Annotated in this window: 16 protein-coding genes and 1 pseudogene; 7 read left to right on the top strand and 10 right to left on the bottom strand. The window is 69.9% G+C overall.

Annotated elements, in window-relative coordinates:
* The first annotated feature begins 132 nt into the window (after positions 1–132).
* The 3 genes and pseudogenes from ACZ7M2_RS28515 to ACZ7M2_RS28505 all read left to right on the top strand — a co-directional run.
* Positions 133–528, top strand: coding sequence for a luciferase domain-containing protein (locus tag ACZ7M2_RS28515; protein WP_471597693.1), 396 nt, complete (start codon positions 133–135; stop codon positions 526–528).
* Between the two features lie 29 nt (positions 529–557).
* The gene (locus ACZ7M2_RS28510) at positions 558–764 is read left to right on the top strand and encodes a three-helix bundle dimerization domain-containing protein (RefSeq protein WP_471597692.1); all 207 of its coding nucleotides are present in this window, start codon (positions 558–560) and stop codon (positions 762–764) included.
* Positions 765–1,560: 796 nt separating this feature from the next.
* A pseudogene (locus ACZ7M2_RS28505) lies at positions 1,561–2,227 on the top strand (MFS transporter); the annotation flags it as partial.
* A gap of 122 nt (positions 2,228–2,349) precedes the next feature.
* Here ACZ7M2_RS28505 and ACZ7M2_RS28500 read toward each other — a convergent pair.
* The 5 genes from ACZ7M2_RS28500 to ACZ7M2_RS28480 all read right to left on the bottom strand — a co-directional run bounded on the left by ACZ7M2_RS28500 (position 2,350) and on the right by ACZ7M2_RS28480 (position 6,535).
* The gene (locus ACZ7M2_RS28500) at positions 2,350–2,955 is read right to left on the bottom strand and encodes a TetR/AcrR family transcriptional regulator (protein ID WP_471597691.1); all 606 of its coding nucleotides are present in this window, start codon (positions 2,953–2,955) and stop codon (positions 2,350–2,352) included.
* A gap of 356 nt (positions 2,956–3,311) precedes the next feature.
* Entirely contained in the window at positions 3,312–3,644 is a 333-nt protein-coding gene (locus ACZ7M2_RS28495; RefSeq protein WP_471597690.1) for a hypothetical protein, read from the bottom strand.
* The gene (locus ACZ7M2_RS28490) at positions 3,641–4,480 is read right to left on the bottom strand and encodes an NmrA family NAD(P)-binding protein (RefSeq protein WP_471597689.1); all 840 of its coding nucleotides are present in this window, start codon (positions 4,478–4,480) and stop codon (positions 3,641–3,643) included. The genes ACZ7M2_RS28495 and ACZ7M2_RS28490 overlap by 4 nt, the downstream gene beginning before the upstream one ends.
* Complete coding sequence (locus tag ACZ7M2_RS28485; protein WP_471597688.1) at positions 4,480–4,902, bottom strand: nuclear transport factor 2 family protein; 423 nt, start codon at positions 4,900–4,902, stop codon at positions 4,480–4,482. The genes ACZ7M2_RS28490 and ACZ7M2_RS28485 overlap by 1 nt, the downstream gene beginning before the upstream one ends.
* Positions 4,903–5,107: 205 nt before the next feature.
* On the bottom strand, positions 5,108–6,535 hold the full coding sequence (locus ACZ7M2_RS28480) for an MFS transporter (RefSeq protein WP_471597687.1): 1,428 nt from the start codon (positions 6,533–6,535) through the stop codon (positions 5,108–5,110).
* Positions 6,536–6,895: 360 nt separating this feature from the next.
* Between ACZ7M2_RS28480 and ACZ7M2_RS28475 the strand changes: the two genes are divergently transcribed.
* Positions 6,896–9,007: an acyltransferase family protein gene (locus tag ACZ7M2_RS28475; protein WP_471597686.1), complete on the top strand. Its 2,112-nt coding sequence runs from the start codon at positions 6,896–6,898 to the stop codon at positions 9,005–9,007.
* Between the two features lie 181 nt (positions 9,008–9,188).
* Complete coding sequence (locus ACZ7M2_RS28470; protein ID WP_471597685.1) at positions 9,189–12,437, top strand: alpha-L-rhamnosidase; 3,249 nt, start codon at positions 9,189–9,191, stop codon at positions 12,435–12,437.
* On the opposite strand, the gene ACZ7M2_RS28465 is transcribed toward ACZ7M2_RS28470, so the two are convergent.
* Entirely contained in the window at positions 12,428–12,583 is a 156-nt protein-coding gene (locus ACZ7M2_RS28465) for a DUF6131 family protein (RefSeq protein WP_095856802.1), read from the bottom strand. The genes ACZ7M2_RS28470 and ACZ7M2_RS28465 overlap by 10 nt on opposite strands.
* Before the next feature lie 80 nt (positions 12,584–12,663).
* Positions 12,664–14,067 (bottom strand): PP2C family protein-serine/threonine phosphatase, encoded by a 1,404-nt coding sequence (locus ACZ7M2_RS28460; protein ID WP_471597684.1) that lies wholly within the window; start codon positions 14,065–14,067, stop codon positions 12,664–12,666.
* Between the two features lie 142 nt (positions 14,068–14,209).
* On the opposite strand from ACZ7M2_RS28460, the gene ACZ7M2_RS28455 reads away from it, so the two are divergent.
* Positions 14,210–15,022, top strand: coding sequence for an SAM-dependent methyltransferase (locus tag ACZ7M2_RS28455; RefSeq protein ID WP_352047462.1), 813 nt, complete (start codon positions 14,210–14,212; stop codon positions 15,020–15,022).
* Between the two features lie 19 nt (positions 15,023–15,041).
* Here ACZ7M2_RS28455 and ACZ7M2_RS28450 read toward each other — a convergent pair whose 3' ends face one another.
* Positions 15,042–15,446 (bottom strand): ANTAR domain-containing protein, encoded by a 405-nt coding sequence (locus ACZ7M2_RS28450; RefSeq protein WP_471597683.1) that lies wholly within the window; start codon positions 15,444–15,446, stop codon positions 15,042–15,044.
* Positions 15,443–15,679 (bottom strand): hypothetical protein, encoded by a 237-nt coding sequence (locus ACZ7M2_RS28445; protein WP_471597682.1) that lies wholly within the window; start codon positions 15,677–15,679, stop codon positions 15,443–15,445. The genes ACZ7M2_RS28450 and ACZ7M2_RS28445 overlap by 4 nt, the downstream gene beginning before the upstream one ends.
* A gap of 132 nt (positions 15,680–15,811) precedes the next feature.
* Here ACZ7M2_RS28445 and ACZ7M2_RS28440 point away from each other — a divergent pair, with 132 nt between their 5' ends.
* Complete coding sequence (locus ACZ7M2_RS28440) at positions 15,812–16,186, top strand: helix-turn-helix transcriptional regulator (RefSeq protein WP_471597681.1); 375 nt, start codon at positions 15,812–15,814, stop codon at positions 16,184–16,186.
* A gap of 68 nt (positions 16,187–16,254) precedes the next feature.
* On the opposite strand, the gene ACZ7M2_RS28435 is transcribed toward ACZ7M2_RS28440, so the two are convergent.
* The gene (locus ACZ7M2_RS28435) at positions 16,255–16,875 is read right to left on the bottom strand and encodes a hypothetical protein (protein ID WP_471597680.1); all 621 of its coding nucleotides are present in this window, start codon (positions 16,873–16,875) and stop codon (positions 16,255–16,257) included.
* Between the last annotated feature and the right edge of the window lie 153 nt (positions 16,876–17,028).

Raw genomic sequence — 17,028 nt, 5'->3', positions numbered from 1 at the left:
GACGCCGGGGGCCAATGCGCCGTAGAAGCCCCGTCGGCCGGCGAGTTGCTATCCGGACATTCAGGCGGTGCGTGTCACTTACGGGTTCCTCAAGTCATGGTGACTTCGCGGTGAGCTGGGCATGATGGGTACATGACGTTGGCCTTGCGCGCCATGGCGCGACTGGCGAGCTGGCCGGACCTCACGGAGACACCGCCAAGCTGTGGCACGGGGCGGGCGCTGCGCTCGGTCCAGGACGAGATCGTCCACTTCCATACAGACCAAGACGTTGACCTGCACCTCACCGCCCGTGCCATTCGGCGTTTCGAAGACCACCTCAGGGGCGCGACCGCGGTCCGTTTGGTGCCCGGTTCGCGCTGGGTGACGATACGCCTCGAAGTCGAGACGGACATGGACCTGCTGCTGACCCTGGTGAGCCTCGCTCTTCAGGCCCATCAGTCGTGGCCGGTTTCCCGCGATACGCCGACGGCCAAGTGTAATGATCACCACGACATGGTGCTTCCGCGTGACCATTCCAGCGGGAGCTGAGAAGCAACATCTTTCGGGCAGGGGACGTCGTGGCTGTCGAGACGCGCGAGGAAGACGCTATCCGCGGAGTCGTCGAACGTCTCACGAGCACCTACGCCGAGACGCGTACGCCCCATCAGGTCGAGGCGGCTGTCACCACGGCTCACGCCGCCTTCAGTGAGCGACCCGTGCGCGACTTCGTTCCGGTCCTGGTGGAACGCAAGGCGCGCGCCCTTTTGAACGAGGCTTCGGGCTGACATCGCGCTTCACACGGCGGCGAGCGCGGGCACGCTCGCCGAACACGGTTCGCAGGGTGGCGACGGTCCGTCGCCGAGCGCGGCTTGACGGACTTCTGACGCCCAGGTCTGCCGACAGTTCTCTGACGCAGAAAGTCACCCATTCGCTGGGAGGGTGTACCCAGACGTCGAAGCCCACCGAAGGAGAACTGTCCGTAGCCGGAGGGCCGTTGCGGGTACCGCGCTTCGGCAGCAGCCCCCTCACGGCCGTCCGGTCGCGTTGACCGGGCAGTCGCTGGGCACATACGTCAGTACGCACCCGGCGCTTCACGCGATGCGGCAGGACGGACGGGACCTGCTCTGCTCGGCGGACACCGTCGGCGGGGACCTCGGGCGGCAGGATGCGCCGACGCTCCTGTTGCCTGCCCCGGCCGGACTGCTCGGACGCCTCGTCGGCGCGCGGTCGAGCACTACCTGTCGGACTCCGGTGCCGACGACGACCTGCCTCCACGTGCACGGCATCGTCCCTCCGGGCGCGGATGTCACCGTTCTGCGGGGTGACCGGGCCGACCGCAGGTTCGTAACGCCTACGGCCACCACGGCGTCGTCGTCGGTGTGCTCGGTTGGAACAGTCCGCGCGAACTGCGCTCGGCGCGCGCTCTCGTCGTCGGCCACGCGCCCTGGCCTCCCCACCCGTACGAAGCGGCCATGGCCAGGGCCGACGGGCACATGGCGATGTCTCCATGACGAGCCGAGGTGAGCCGTAAAGCAGTCCATGCCGCAGAAGAGGCGGCACTTGACGGTCGCCCGGGACGACGTGGGCCGAGTCCGGCATCCCCCGCCGAGACGAGCCCGCCACATCACGGTGGATCATCCGCGCTACAAGTGGGTGGCGCTGTCCAACACCACCCTCGGCACGCTCATCGCGACGGTCAACGCCTCGATCGTGCTGATCTCGCTGCCCGCCATCTTCAACGGCATCCATCCGGAACCGCTCCAGCCCGGCAACGGCGCGGCTATCCCCTGTGGATGCTGATGGGTTTCATGCTGATCATGGCTGTGCTGGTGGTCACCCTCGGCCGCCTCGGCGACATCCGCGGCCGTGTACGGATCTACAACGCAGGATTGCTGATCTTCACCGTCACCTCGGTGGTGCTCTCCCTGGACCCGCTCCACGGTGGCCCCGGTGCCCTCTGGCTGATCGGCTGGCGGGTGGTCCAGGCGGTCGGGGGCACGATGCTCATGGCCAATTCCGCCGCGATCATCACCGACGCCTTCCCTGCCCGGCAACGCGGCATGGCGCTCGGCGTCGACATGGTCGCCGGCATCGCGGGCTCGTTCATCGGGCTGCTGGCGGAGTGGGACTGGCGGTCGGTCTTCTGGGTCAACGTGCCCATCGGGCTCGTCGGCACGGTCTGGGCCCACCGCTCACTGCACGAAGCCGGCATACGCAGGCCGTCCGCATCGACTGGTGGGGCAACGTCATCTCCCGGTGCTCGCCGGGCTGACCGGCGGGGTCGCCGTGCTCGCGCAGCTGTCGCGGGCCGAGCCGCGTCACTGATACAAGGCCGCACCAAGCCCGAACCATCAGCCCGGAAGCAGTCGCTCACGCCTCCTTGCGCGTGCCGGGCTGATCGGGACTGCCGCCGAGAACGCTGTCGATGTAGGCCGCGAGCGAGGAGCGCAGGCCTTCGGGCGTCATCTTCTCGACGTCGATCAGGTGCGCCACGAGGTCGGCGCGGATGGCGGCCAGCAGGGCGTGGGCCGTGAAATCCGCGTTGTGTACGCCAGGCACCTGTTCCAGTGCCGCACGGAGGATTTCGTGCCACCAGCCGTAGTGCTCGGCCTGGTAGGGGCTGCTGAGCCCGGCGTCCTCCGCGGCCGTCATCAGGTTCCGGTTCTCGATCTTGAAGCGGAGGGAGGCATCGAGGAGGTCCAGCACCCGCTGCCGCGATGAGGATCCGGCTGCGTCCTGCGCTTCCCGCACGGCTTGCTGCAGGGGGTCGAGGCGGGAGGCGATCACAGCGCCGATCAGGCCGGCTCGGTCGCCGAAGCGGCGGAAGAGGGTGCCCTTGCCCACACTCGCGGCCGCGGCGATGTCGTCCATCGACACGCTGTGGGGGCTGCTGCTGGCCGCGAAGAGGGCGTCGGCGGCAGCCAGGACGGCTTCTCGGTTGCGCAGGGCGTCCGCGCGTTCTGTGCGCTGGGCCACGGGGCCTCCTTGGTATTCGGCCTGTCCCGGCCCCCGGGAATGATATGCGGTGGGTTCGCGCGAGTGGCGGCTCGCGCCCGGCCGCGACTCCCGCACAGGGCGTCAGCGGGCGTCACCGCCCCTACTTCCTCGGTGAAGCTGAGAAGCGACTTCGGTGCGGTGAGGTGCCGGTTCGGCTTGTGCGGATCGGATTCCTCGGCCGTGGAGTAGTTCAGGTGATCTTCTGTGGTCGAAGGCCCGGCGCAGGATCGCGCCCCGCGCCCGGGCGTCGGCGATCAGGCGGTCACTTCCTCGTCGTGCTCGGCTGCCAGCGCGACTCGTAGGCGGCCGTGACGTTGGGGAAGCGGGCGCTGGCGTCACGGAAGCCAGGAGACGCCGCGCTCGTAGACGTGGTCGATGCGCGGGTCCTCGGGGTGGCCGTGGAGGAAGGACTCGGCCGCCCGGCAGTGGCTGGAGGCACACAGCAGACCGTCGCGTGCGCTGACGGGGTGGATTCCGTGTGCCTCGGCCTCCAGGCGTTCGGCGGTGGAGAGCCAGGCGTCGTGCCGGCTGTCGTAGTCGCCGGGAGCGACGCGAGAGGCGGTGGCGATGACCTCGCCGACGTCCGAGCCGCCGTAGGCGGCGAGACCGAGGTTGCGCAGGGTCTCGAACCAGAAGGGTGGATCGTCATGGAACATCAGCTGTTTCATGACAACTCCCGTTCGACGAAGGCGTGGAACGTGCCCGGTGGGCGGCCGGTGAGGCGCTGGACGGTGTCCGAGGTACGGTCCTCCGCGCCGTCGGCGATGGCACGGTCCATGCCCGCCAGCATGGTGGCGAACTCCAGCGGTATCTCCGCCGCCCAGCGGTCGCGCAGCTGGTCGAACGTCAGATGCCGGTGTACGACGGATCGGCCCGTGACCTCGGTGATGGTCGCGGCGACGTCGTCGTAGCTCAGCGCCTGCGGCCCGGTCAGGATCAGGTCGGCGTTGGGGGCCTGCTCGTCGGTCAGGGCACGTACGGCGACGGCGGCGATGTCCTCCGCGTCGATGAACCCGACGCGGCCGTCTCCCGTAGCCGTCAGGATGGCGCCGTCCTCGCGGATGCTGCGCGCGTGGGGAGTGGAGCCGGCGAAGTTCTGCATGAACCAGGACGGCCGCAGCACCGCCCACTGCTCGAACAGGCCGGGCAGGGCCTGGTGGACCTGTCCCACCGCAGGACCGCCCGCGGGGATCGCGGATGAGCTGAGCAGCACCGCGCGGTGCACGCCTGCCGACCGGGCCTCGCGGAGGAAGGGCAGCATCACCGCGGCCGGGTCCGAGGAGCCGATCGGCGGGATGAGGTAGACGCGGTCGACGCCGTCGAGGGCCTCACCGAAGGTCGCGGGCTCGTTCCAGTCGAAGCGGACAGCCTCCGCACCCTCCACCGGGGTGGAGCTTCGGCCGGCCGCCTTGACGCGGTGGCCCTCGGCGACCAGCCCGGCGACGACACGGCTACCGGTGGTTCCGGTGGCCCCGATGACCAAGGTGGCGCTGGGGGCGTTCATCAGTTGGCTCCTACGAAGTCGGCGCCGGGCTGCTGAACGGCGAGGGGGTTCCAGTAGTCGCGGTAGGAGGTGATGCGTCCGTCCCTGACCGTGACCACGGCGATGTAGGTCATGTCGAAGGGGCTGTCGGTCTCGACCAAGCGGCCGACTCCGCGCATCTCCACCACGATCGTCTCGGGGACGGTGGTCTGGTGGATCGTCACGTCGGGGAAGTCGTGGAGGTCCACGTGGTCGGGGTAGTGGCGCATGTAGTCCCCGATGGCCTGCCGGCCCTCCAGCCGCTCCGGCCAGCCCTCGGGCGCGAAGGGGAACTCGAGGACGCCGGCCTCGTCCCACAGGTCCACCCAGCCGGGGATGTCCTTCTCCACCAGCAGTCGCAGGCCGTGGCGGTACAGCTCCGCGGCCGTCATCGGCATTGCCATGATCAAGGTTTCCGTTCTGCTCGAAGGCGCCGCGATCCCAGCCCGTGGGGTACGGCCACTCGTCACGAGAAGCGCGTTGTCCAGTGACGACGGTTCCCAGTCGCGGGACACCCGAATGAAAGCGGACCGACAGTCCGTATGCACTGGAGCATACGGACCGCCAGTCCGCTTGGCAACCCTGAGCGCGGCCGGTGACGCCGACGGGTCACGGAGGAGCGATACGGGGCGCCAGTGCGGCGGCATCGAGTCCCGACAGCTCCTGCAACGACCGTCCACGCGGTTCGATGCGGAAGAGGTACGTCACCAGGAAGCCGAGCGCGCTGGTGACCGCCACCCCGTAGAGCAACAGGCTCTCGCCGAGCCGCGCGAGGAGCACCGGGAACAGGAAGGTGCCCAGGGCCGCGCCCAACTTGCCGCACCCGGTGGCGAAGCCGTGGCCGGCGGCTCGCATTTCGGAGGGGAACACCTCGGCGGGCAGCGTGAAGGTGGTGGAGTTGGGGCCCAGGTTCATGAAGGTGTTGAACAGGGCGAACCCGACCACGACCATGGAGAGGTGGGCCTGCGGTCCGCCCGGCAGTTGGGCGCTCCAGGCCAGAATGCACAGCGCGAGGGCCATGACGCCGAATCCGGTCAGTTGCAGCGGCACCCGGCCGACCCGGTCGACCAGCACGATGGCCAGCCAGAAGCCGATGACCAGGAAGACGTCCAGCACGGCGGTGCCCTTGGTGGAGGCGATGTCATCGGCGATGAACGTGCTGTTGGCACCGGCCAGTGCGAACGAGGCCAGCAGGGTGGGGGTGAAGATGCCCACGCCGTAGGTGGCGATGTCCATCAGGAACCAGGGCACCGCGGTGAAGATCGTGCGCCGCCTCCACCGTCGGGAGAACAGTTGCGGCTGGAGGAACGCACGGAACCCCTCCGGGGGAGCCTCCAGGCGTTCCCGGTCGGCACCGGTCACCGTCACGGGTACACCGACGAGCGCCCGAGCGATCTCGCAGGCATCCTCCTCGCGTCCGTTCTGGGCGAGCCAGCGCGGACTCTCCGGCACCGCGCGCCGCAGCCAGATGATCAGGAGGGCGGGCAGCACGCCGAACCCCAGCATGATCCGCCAGGAGTCGACCTCCGGCCGGACGTTGAGGACCACGACGCCGACCACCGCGCCGAGCAGGATCCCTGCCGCCTGCAGACTGAACGCGCCCACCAACCACCGTCCGCGGTTCTTGGACGGCAGGATCTCGGCGAGGTAGCCGGCGGCGATGGGATAGTCGAGACCGACCGCCAGCCCCAGAGCGAATCTGAACGCCGCCAGCGACCAGGGGTCCCAGGCGAGGGTGCACAGCACCGAGAAGACGACGAACATCCACAGGTCCAGCCGGAAGATCCGGCTACGGCCGATCCGATCCCCCAACGGCCCCAGCAGCGCGGCGCCGCACATCGCACCGACGATCGCGGCAGCCGAGATCAGTCCCTGCAGCGCGGAGCCGACCGCGAAGTCCTTGGCGACCAGCGGATTGGCCACCCCGATGATGAAGAAATCGAAGCCGTCCAGCAGGATGCCCAGTCCCGCCAGCAGCCAGAACCGGACATGGAACCGGGACATGGGCGCGCCGTCCAGCGCCTCACCCAGCGGCATTGCACGAACGGCAGCATGGTCGGTCGCCGTCGCTGAATCGGTCGACAAGACGTCCCTCACTCGAGCACGATTTCCAGGAATCCCCCCGGGAGATCGTGCGGGAGCCGACCCGCCGCCACCATCGCCACGGAGAGGTGGCGGACCGCGACGCTCGAACGGATTACCTCCTCTCCCCCATTCGACCACCTGACCTCCGCAGGGCGGGGTCAACCCTCCGACCAGCGGGATCCGCACGGGCGCGCCGGGGATTCTCGTCACGCCGGGGATTCTCGTGAAGTTGAGGCGTTGTTCACCCGAACTCCGGGCGGCGGCCGGACAGTACGGAATCAATCCATGTCAGTCCCCAAGGAGTTGCGCCTGATGTCGAGCACCACGCCCGCCGAGGTCCGTACCATCCCAGCGGGCGGCAGCACCGCACCACCCGGAGGCCACTCGTTGAGGTGGGACATCCAGGGGTTGCGTGCGGTGGCCGTCACGCTCGTGGTGCTCTCCCACGCCGGGGTGCGACAGGTCAGCGGCGGATACGTCGGGGTCGACGTCTTCTTCGTGATCTCCGGCTTCCTCATCACGTCCCTGCTGCTGCGCGAACTCGCCACCACCGGTCGCTTGTCGGTCCGCACCTTCTACGCCCGCCGTGCGCTGCGGTTGCTGCCCGCGTCGTCCCTGGTCATCGCGGTCACGCTGGCCGGGTCATGGCTGTTCCTGTCGAAGGCGCGGCTCGCCGAGTACGCGGGTGACGCCCTCGGCAGCGCGCTGTACGCGGTCAACTTCCGGCTGGCGGCGGCCGGTACGGACTATCTCGCCCAGAACAGTCCGCCTTCGCCGTTCCAGCACTTCTGGTCGCTCGCCGTGGAGGAGCAGTTCTACCTGGTATGGCCGCTGCTCCTGCTGCTCAGCTGGCGAGCCGCCCGCGGCCGGCGCCGGCTGATCGCGCTGGTGCTCGGGGCGCTGTGCCTGGGGTCGTTCGTGGTCAGCGTCCTGGTGACGAACTCCTCGGCGCCCTGGGCGTACTTCGGCTCCCCCACCCGGGGCTGGGAGCTCGGCGCCGGCGCGCTGCTGGCGCTGGCCACGGCCCGGCTGGAACGGCTGCCCGCGGCCCTCGCGGCCTCGCTGACCTGGCTCGGCCTGGCCTGCGTCGCGCTTGCGGCGGTCTGGTACGACGACGCGACGCCCTTCCCGGGCTACCACGCCCTCCTGCCGGTCCTCGGCGCCGCGCTCGTCCTGGCCGGCGGCTGCGCGCCCGCCTCGCACGGCGCGGGGTGGCTGCTCGGACGGCGGCCGATGGTGTGGCTGGGCGGGCTCTCGTACGGCTGGTACCTGTGGCACTGGCCGCTGCTGGTCGTAGCCCCGGTGGCGCTGGGCCGTACGGACGGCGCCGCCGGGGTACCACTCGCGCTCGGGCTGTGCGCGGTCGCGCTGGGTCTGGCCTGGCTGACGCTGCGCCTCGTCGAGAACCCGGTCCGCTTCCACCGGGCGTTCCGGGGACGGCCGAACCGGGCCCTGGCGCTCGGCGTCGGGCTGTCGGCGGGGGCGACGGTGCTGGCGCTGACGGCGGCGGCGGTCCAGCCGACGATCGAAGTCGGCGGCCCCGCGCCCGTACTGGCGCAGGAGCTGGCAGGCGCGCCGGACCCGCAGGCGCGGCTGGCCGAGCTCCTGGCCACGTCCTCCGGCAGCCTGCCGAACAACCTCACCCCGGCCCTGACGAAGGTGAAGTCCTCCCGGTCCGCGGTCTACCGGGACGGCTGCCATGTCGACTACGACAGCACGCGGAATCCGCCGTGCGTCTACGGCAACCGCGCGTCCTCCCGGACCGTCGTGCTCTTCGGCGACTCCCACGCGGCCCAGTGGTTCCCGGCTCTGCAGGGTCTCGCGACCGAGCGCGGATGGAAGCTGGTCTCACTGACGAAGGCCTCCTGCAAGGTCGCCAGCGTGACCATCATCAACCGCCACAAGCCGTACACCGCCTGCGACACCTGGCGTTCCCACGTCGTGGCGAGGATCAACGCCCTTCACCCTGCCCTGGTGGTCGTCTCCTCCTCGGACGCGGGCGACCCCGCCGAGCCCGCCGACGACACCCTGCGGCAGTGGACCACGGGCTTCGAGGACACCTTCCGGGACCTCGCCACCTCCGGCGCCCACGTGGCCGCCCTGCTCGACACCCCGTGGCCCAAGGGTGACCCGGTCGACTGCGCCGCCGACAACTCCCTGCAACTGCACGCCTGCGCGAACCACCTGCCGGACGCGATCCACGATGCGACCCGCCAGTCCGCCCTCCGCAACGCCGCCGCCGAGACCGGCACCACGGTCATCGACCCCCGGCCCTGGGTCTGCGCGATCCGCACGGGCGTCTGCCCCGTCGTCGTCGCCGACACCGCCGTCTACCGCGACGAAAGCCACCTCTCCGAGGCCTACGCCGCGGCCCTCGCCCCCGTCCTCGCCGACGCCTTGGACCGTCTCGTCAGTTCGTCCTGAACGCACGGGGCGATTGAAACCGTTCAATCGCCCCCGCCTCGGACGCGTCAGGTTCCACCGAAAGCGCGTACCCACCCGGCAGCACAGCAAGAAAATCCCGCACACTCATTGACCTCCGTCCCGCACGCCTCTACGTTCACCGCCCGTGAATCGATTCATCGCTTCTACGTGAGGGGCCCCAGTGATCAGCAGGAGGAACTTCCTGGCGGCATCGGCGGCCACGACGGCCGCGGCCGTCGCCGACCCCGGATCAGCAGTGGCCGCAACGGCGTCCGCACCAGCCCGAGCGGGTGCACCACGCGGTGCCCTGCGCATCACCACGCCCACCGTCGAGTACGTTCAGCACCCCCTGGGCCTCGACGCGCAACACCCGCGGATGAGCTGGCCGATGGCCTCGGACGTACCGGCGGTGCGCCAGAGCGCCTATCAGATCCGTGTCGCCTCCAGTGCGCCGGACCTTTCGCACCCGGATGTCTGGGACAGCGGAAAGGTCACCTCAGGTGAGTCCGTACTCGTCCCGTACGCGGGCCCCCAACTGAAGCCGCGGACGCGCTACTTCTGGTCCGTACGCGTCTGGGACGCCAAGGGCGCGGCCTCCGCCTGGAGCGCGGCGGCATGGTGGGAGACCGGCCTCATGGACGCCGCACAGTGGTCGGCGGAATGGGTCTCGGCCCCTCCGGCTCTCACTGACGCACCGTCGCTGGAGGGCAGCGCCTGGATCTGGTTCCCCGAGGGCGAGCCGGCCAACAGCGCGCCCGCGGCCACCCGTTGGTTCCGTCGCGCCCTCGATCTCCCGGACGGCCTCACGGCGGCGACCCTGGCCATCACCGCCGACAACGTGTACGCCGTTTCCGTGAACGGCACCGAGGTGGCCCGTACCGACCTGGCGACGGACAACGAGGGCTGGCGCCGGCCGGCCGTGCTCGACGTCCTCGCTCAGGTGCGTTCCGGGAAGAACGTCCTCGCGGTCTCGGCGACCAACGCGACCGAGGGACCCGCCGGTCTGGTCGCCGTCCTCGTCCTGCACACGGCATCCGGCGAACAGCGGATCATCACCGACGACTCCTGGAGGTCGACGGACAAGGAGCCCGCCGCCGACTGGCGCGAGGCGGACTTCGATGACAGCGGCTGGCCGGCGGCGAAGGAGGCCGCCGCCTGGGGAGCCGGGCCCTGGGGGCGGGTCGTCGCGGCGTCGTACGCGGCCAACCAGCTGCGCCACGAGTTCAGGCTCCCGGGCAAGAAGGTGGCCCGCGCCCGCCTGTACGCCACGGCTCTCGGCCTGTACGAAGCCCACCTCAACGGCCGCCGCGTGGGCCGCGATCAGCTCGCTCCCGGCTGGACGGACTACCGCGAACGCGTCCAGTACCAGACGTACGACGTCACCACGCTCCTGCGGCCCGGCGCCAACGCCGTCGGCGCGTACGTGGCTCCGGGCTGGTACGCGGGCAACGTCGGTATGTTCGGACCCCACCAGTACGGCGAACGCCCCGCGCTGCTCGCGCAGTTGGAGGTCGAGTACGCCGACGGGACGAGTGAGCGCGTCGTCTCGGGCACGGACTGGCGGGCCGCCTCCGGACCGATCGTCTCCGCCGACCTGCTGGGCGGCGAGACGTACGACGCGCGCAAGGAGACCTCCGGCTGGACCTCACCCGGCTTCGACGACCGTACCTGGCTCGACGTCCGCGCCGCGGGCGACACCGCCCCCGACCTGATCGTCGCGCAGGTGGACGGCCCGGTCCGGGTGGCCGGGGAACTCACGGCAAGGACGGTGACCGAACCACAGCCGGGCGTCTTCGTCTTCGACCTCGGCCAGAACATGGTCGGATCGGTACGGCTGCGCGTCTCGGGCGAGGCGGGAACGACCGTACGTCTGAGGCATGCCGAGGTGCTCAACCCGGACGGCACCCTCTACACCGCGAATCTGCGCACCGCCGCGGCCACCGACACGTACACACTCAAGGGCGGCGGCGAGGAGACGTACGAGCCGCGCTTCACCTTCCACGGCTTCCGCTACGTCGAGGTGACCGGGTTCCCCGGCACTCCCCCGGCGACCGCCGTGACCGGCCGCGTCATGCACACCTCCGCGCCCTTCACCCTCGACTTCGAGACCGACGTCCCGATGCTCGACAAGCTGCACAGCAACATCACTTGGGGGCAGCGCGGCAACTTCCTGTCCGTCCCGACGGACACACCCGCGCGCGACGAGCGCCTGGGGTGGACGGGCGACATCAACGTCTTCGCGCCCACGGCGGCGTACACGATGGAATCGGCCCGCTTCCTCACCAAGTGGCTCGTGGACCTGCGCGACGCACAGACTTCGGAGGGCGCTTTCACGGACGTGGCACCCATGGTCGGCACGGTCGGCAACGGTGTCGCCGGATGGGGCGACGCGGGCGTCACGGTCCCCTGGTCCCTGTACCAGGCGTACGGGGACCGACAGGTCCTGGAAGATGCCTGGCCCTCCATCCAGGCCTGGCTGAAGTACCTGGAGAGGAACAGCGACCACCTGCTGCGGCCGGCCGGCGGGTACGGCGACTGGCTGAACGTCTCCGACGAGACTCCCAAGGACGTCATCGCCACCGCGTACTTCGCGCACAGCGCCGACCTCGCGGCCCGCACGGCCGAGGAGCTCGGCAGGGACTCCGCCCCCTACCTCGACCTCTTCGAGCGTGTCCGCACCGCTTTCCAGAACGCCTACGTCACCACCGCCGGCAAGGTGAAGGGTGACACGCAGACGGCCTATGTCCTCGCCCTGTCGATGAACCTGCTGCCGGACGCGCTGCGCAAGGCGTCGGCCGACCGCCTCGTCGCGCTCATCGAGGCCAAGGACTGGCACCTTTCGACGGGCTTCCTCGGTACACCCCGGCTGCTGCCCGTCCTCACCGACACCGGCCACACCGACGTCGCCCACCGGCTGCTTCGGCAACGCTCCTTCCCCAGCTGGGGCTACCAGATGGACAAGGGCTCCACCACGATGTGGGAACGCTGGGACTCCATCCAGCCCGACGGCAGCTTCCAGACCCCGGCCATGAACTCCTTCAACCACTACGCGTACGGCTCGGTGGGCGAGTGGATGTACACCAACATCGCCGGCATCGCGGCGGGCCGGCCCGGCTACCGCGAGATCGTCATACGCCCCCGCCCGGGCGGCGACGTCACCTCCTGCCGCGCCACGTTCACCTCAGGCTACGGCCCGGTCTCCACGCGGTGGCGGCTGCGATCCGGCGAGTTCGCCCTGAGCTGCGCCGTGCCTCCCAACACGACCGCGAAGGTGTGGGTCCCCGGGGAAGACCCCGACGCGGTGACCCACACCCCCGCGACGTTTCTGCGGACAGAGGACGGCTACGTCGTGTACCAGGTCGGCTCCGGCGACCACCGTTTCACGACCGGGCGAGCACAGGGGGCTGCCCGCGGCCCCCGTCACCAGTAGTGGCGGCGACCACCGACGGCGTGTCCGGCAGCCCCGAGGATCCACAGGACGAGACCGATGATCACAAGGATCACGCCGATCGTCCAAAGAATGCTGATGCCCGTGACGAAACCGACGACGAGCAGAATGATGCCGAGGACAAGCATGGCAACCTCCCGCGATCAGCCCCCCTCGTCTCCTCCGTGTACCACCGCAGGGCAACTCCTAACGCGGTCGCGGCAGGCGATTAGCGCGGCTGCGGCAGGCGATCGGGGGAGCTCTCCGGCTCCTGCGGCGGGGATGGGATCTTCGCGGGCACGAGTTCGGTGAGCAGGAGCGTACGGTCGTCCGCTCCGTCGTTGGTGGCCGACGTGCCATGCAGCAGGCGCCGGCACAGGGAGTCCAGGGTGTCCGGGCCGGCGACGCGGTCGGGGTCGACGCCGGCCGTGTCGAGAAGGCCGGCGAGCCGGGCGATGCCCTGGTCGATGTCGGTGTGGCGGGACTCGACCAGGCCGTCGCTGTAGAGCAGGAGGAGCATCGGGTCGGGCACGTGCAGAACGGTGGGTTCGTACGTCCCCATGCCGAGTCCGAGGGGCAGGCCCGGGCTGGTGAGTGTGACCGGCCCGGTCCGGCCGCCCGGATCGCGGATCAGCGGGGGCGGGTGGCCGGCTCCGACGAAGGTACAGATGCGGCGCCTCGCGTCCCACTCGGCGTACATGCACGTGGCGAAGGAAGCTCCCGGTGTGTCACACGCGAGCGCGTCGAGACGGTGCATCAACTCGGCCGGGGAGATGTCCAGTCCCGCCAGGGTACGGACGGCGGTGCGTAGCTGGATCATGGCGACGGCCGATTCCGGACCGTGCCCCATGGCGTCCCCGACGATCAGACTGACGCGGCCGCCCGACCGGGGCAGCACGTCGAACCAGTCACCACCGATGATGTTGTCGCGCCCGGCGGGGAGGTAGCCGTGGGCGATACGACATCCCTCGAACAGCTGCTCAGTGGCGGGGAGCAGACTTCGGCGGATGGCCAATGCCGTACGACGCTCGCGTTCGTACCGGCGCGCGTTGTCCAGGGCCACACAGGCGCGCACCGCCAGCGACTCCACGGCCTCGGCGTCGGCGCGCAGGAAGGGCGCCTGGTCCGGGCCGCGCGTGCAGGCGATGAATCCGACGGCGGTATCGCGCAGATGCAGCGGGACGACGAGGAAGGAGGCCGTGCGCAGGAGGGCGTCCATGCGGGCGTCGCCGCCACCGGCGGTGCTGAGCCGCGCGGACGTATGGGCGTCGACCGTGTCGAGCAGTTGCGTCTCGAGGGTGGCGATGGCAGTTGTGTAGGGCGTCCCGCGCGGAAAGACGATGACCTCGCCGACCGGCAGCAGCCCCTCCCAGTCCTCGGGCGCGTCCGTTCCGATGCGCAGCGCCAGTCGGCGGGCCTCGATCTGCGGCGGTTCCGCGGAGGCGTACGCGTTCTCCTCCAGCAGCCAGCGCTCCAGCAGGTAGACGGAGGCCGCGTCGCAGAACCCGGGCGTCAGCGCGTCGACGACATGGCTGCCGGTCAGGCTCAGGTCGAGTTCCGAGCCGATGGCGTCGGCCGCGGGGGAAAAGGCCGGCCGACGCGGTGAACGCGCTGTGGCGGGTTCGTCGTCCATGGGACAGTGCGCTTCGTTCCGCAGGGTTGTGCCTTTCCGGTGGGGCGCGGGTCCGGCAGCGTGGACTGGACATCGACCCGCCACGCCTGGTCGGCAACTATATGATGGAGCGTCAAGATCACGGACATGACAGGGAGTTGAGTTGGCCGACAACGACGGTCTCCCACAGGGGATCGATCCCGACAAGGCGAGCGTTGCCCGGATGTACGACGCAATGCTCGGCGGACAGCACAATTTCCCCATAGACCGGGAGGCGTTGGCGGCCTTCACGGCGATCGACCCCCAGGTGCGCACGCTGGCGCGGGCCAATCGCGCCTTTCTCGGCCGGGCGGTGCGCTTTCTGGTCGAGGCCGGGGTACGGCAGTTCATCGACCTCGGATCGGGCATCCCGACACAGGGCAACGTGCACGAGGTGGCACAGGCGGCCAGCCCGGACGCCCGGGTGGTCTACGTGGACAGCGACCCGGTGGCCGTGGCCCACAGCACCGCCCTGCTCGCCGACAATCCCGGCGCGGACATCGTCGACGCCGACATCCGCCGGCCGGCCGACATCCTGTCGTCCCCGCAGGTACGGAAGCTGATCGACTTCGAGCAGCCCGTCGCGGTGCTGATGATCACGATCCTGCACTTCATCACGCCCGAGGAGAACCCCGCCGGCATCGTGGCCGCGTTCCGGGACGCCCTGCCGGAGGGGAGCTGGCTGGCGCTCACGCATGCGACGAACCAGGATCGCCCGGACACGGCCGCCGCCGTGGGGCAGCTGTACCGGTCCAAGGCCACATCCCCGGTCACCGCCCGCTCCCGCGGCGAGATCCGGGATCTCTTCGACGGCTTCGACCTCGTGGAGCCCGACCTGGTCTACGTACCCCTGTGGCGCCCGGCTCCGGACGACCACATACCGGAGAACCCGTCGGAGTACTGGGTGTACGCGGGCGTCGGCCGCAAGTCCGTGTGACGGGGCCGAAGGCCAGGGGTCAGAGCGCGTCCGAGGACAGATCGCGACGTCGGTCGGACATCGGCGGCGCGTCTTTGTCACCGCCCGCCCGTGACGTCCGGTCGATGGGAGAGGTCCACACGGCTCTCGGATGGCTGGGGGCATGGGGACCGAGGACTTCGGCGACCGCCGCGGACACATGGTGCCGGAGCGAGTCGGGAAGCGGATCTCCGTTGACGGCGGCGACCAGGTCTTCGGCGACATGGTGGACTTTGGTGTTGGTGTGCTGGGACACCTCGACCAGTACATTCCAGGCGTCGGCGGCGCTCAGGCCGAACGAGGCCATCAGCACGCCCCGGGCCAGATCGATGACCGGCCGGGTCTGCATGGCCCGTTTGAGCTGGACGACTTCGGTGCGCAGGTCCTGCTCGGCGTCGTCGCTCAACCCATCCTCCTTGTGCGCTCCGTCGTTCTTGCCGGGATGCCTGTCACGGCCGCCGACGGTCCGCCGATCGACCGCACAGGGGCTTCGCGCAGGGAGCGCTGGAGTTGGTGCTCGGTGTCGATGGCACCGGAGATCGCGGCGGCCGCCCGCCCACCGGCCGAACGTGCCACGCCCTGCACAAGCGGGCAGTAGCCTTCGCTGCCGGCCTGGACGGACAGTGGACGTTCGTACATGGCAGTCGCTCCTGGGGCATCCGCCTATCTCACTACTCCAAGCGTCGACCTTCGAATCCTCACACGTCAAGAGATACAGGAACTTTCTTTCACCCTTTTGAATGCGCGAATGCCGAGCCGTATGCTCGAGACATGGGTGAAGTACCGCAGGGACATACCGGCTGGACCTTTCTCACCAACCACGCCCGAGTGCTGGCCGCGATCTCCAGGGATCAGGGAACCCGTATCCGCGACATCGCCGCACGGTGCCGGCTCACCGAGCGCGCCGTCCAGAAGATCATTTCCGATCTGGAGCAGGACGGCTATCTCACCCACACCCGCCAGGGCCGCTCAAACATCTACCACATCGAACCGGGGACCATCCTCCGGCACCCGGCGGAGGCCGGGTTGACCGTAGAGGGCCTGCTGACCCTCCTCGACCAGCACGAATCACGGCGCGACGGCAGGCCCGAGCCCGAGCAGCGCTCGCTGGCGTTCGATCATTCCGCTCGGCACGCGACGGACTGATCCCTGCGGCCGCGACGAGAGCAATGGCCAACCAGCCTTTCGCCGGGGCCTGTTGAGGGAACCCAGCGTCATATCGCGTCCGGGGGTCGCCCCGGTGGCGTCCCCCAGGGAACTGTCGCCAACCCAGAGGAAACTCCCGCGCTTCCTCCCGCGATCCGGTCGTTGCCTGAGCCGACCGCGGTGCCTCCGGACGCGGAGTGGTCACCGGTCGCAATCGTGCCGCCGTCCTCGCCGCGGTCGATGACGTCGTCACCGCCGGCCCCATTCCCGTTCCCCGAGACGGCGACGCTGTCGCCCGTCGCGTCGCCCAACTCCCCGGGCCCCTCCAGGAGTACGTCATCGCCGGCCCCCGAGGCGCCGAAGAATCCTCCGAGGGCGGTGTCGCCCCTGCCGTCATCTCCGGGGCCGCCGAACAGGCGGTCGGCCGCTGCGCCCTGCCCAGCGGAGTTGTCGCCCACCAGAGTGTCGTTGCCGGCACGGCCGGACAGCTGGTCCTGGCCCGCGGCAGCGTTCACGGCTCCGGTGGCGCCGAAATTGTCGCCGATCAGGCTGTCGTCGCCGTCCCCGCTGTCCCCGCCGTCGACGGAGTCGGCACCCCGGCCGCCGATGAGACGGTCGCCCCCGCCCAGACCACAGATCGGGTCGCTGCCACCAAGGCCGTCGATGGCGTCGGCGGCGCCGATGATCACGTCCGGCCCCGGAGTCCCGCTGGTTCCCCTGGTCGTCGCCAGCCAGCTAAACAGGTGGGCGCCCGCGCGGCGGCCTGCGCCTCCCCGCCCCTACGAGGCTGGTCGCCGCAAGGACGACGCCACTGCAGGACAGGACACCAAGACGCCCTGCTC

This window comes from Streptomyces sp. NPDC111507 (genome assembly GCF_055638955.1).
Note: the sequence above shows the minus strand (reverse complement) of the source record. Positions and strands in the feature narration are given on the sequence as shown.

Coding starts and splice junctions, on each gene's coding strand:
- ACZ7M2_RS28515 (WP_471597693.1), top strand. CDS start 133: ATGACGTTGGCCTTGCGCGCCATGGCGCGACTGGCGAGCTGGCCGGAC.
- ACZ7M2_RS28495 (WP_471597690.1), bottom strand. CDS start 3,644: ATGAAACAGCTGATGTTCCATGACGATCCACCCTTCTGGTTCGAGACC.
- ACZ7M2_RS28490 (WP_471597689.1), bottom strand. CDS start 4,480: ATGAACGCCCCCAGCGCCACCTTGGTCATCGGGGCCACCGGAACCACC.
- ACZ7M2_RS28485 (WP_471597688.1), bottom strand. CDS start 4,902: ATGGCAATGCCGATGACGGCCGCGGAGCTGTACCGCCACGGCCTGCGA.
- ACZ7M2_RS28480 (WP_471597687.1), bottom strand. CDS start 6,535: ATGCCGCTGGGTGAGGCGCTGGACGGCGCGCCCATGTCCCGGTTCCAT.
- ACZ7M2_RS28475 (WP_471597686.1), top strand. CDS start 6,896: ATGTCGAGCACCACGCCCGCCGAGGTCCGTACCATCCCAGCGGGCGGC.
- ACZ7M2_RS28465 (WP_095856802.1), bottom strand. CDS start 12,583: ATGCTTGTCCTCGGCATCATTCTGCTCGTCGTCGGTTTCGTCACGGGC.
- ACZ7M2_RS28460 (WP_471597684.1), bottom strand. CDS start 14,067: ATGGACGACGAACCCGCCACAGCGCGTTCACCGCGTCGGCCGGCCTTT.
- ACZ7M2_RS28445 (WP_471597682.1), bottom strand. CDS start 15,679: ATGTACGAACGTCCACTGTCCGTCCAGGCCGGCAGCGAAGGCTACTGC.
- ACZ7M2_RS28440 (WP_471597681.1), top strand. CDS start 15,812: ATGGGTGAAGTACCGCAGGGACATACCGGCTGGACCTTTCTCACCAAC.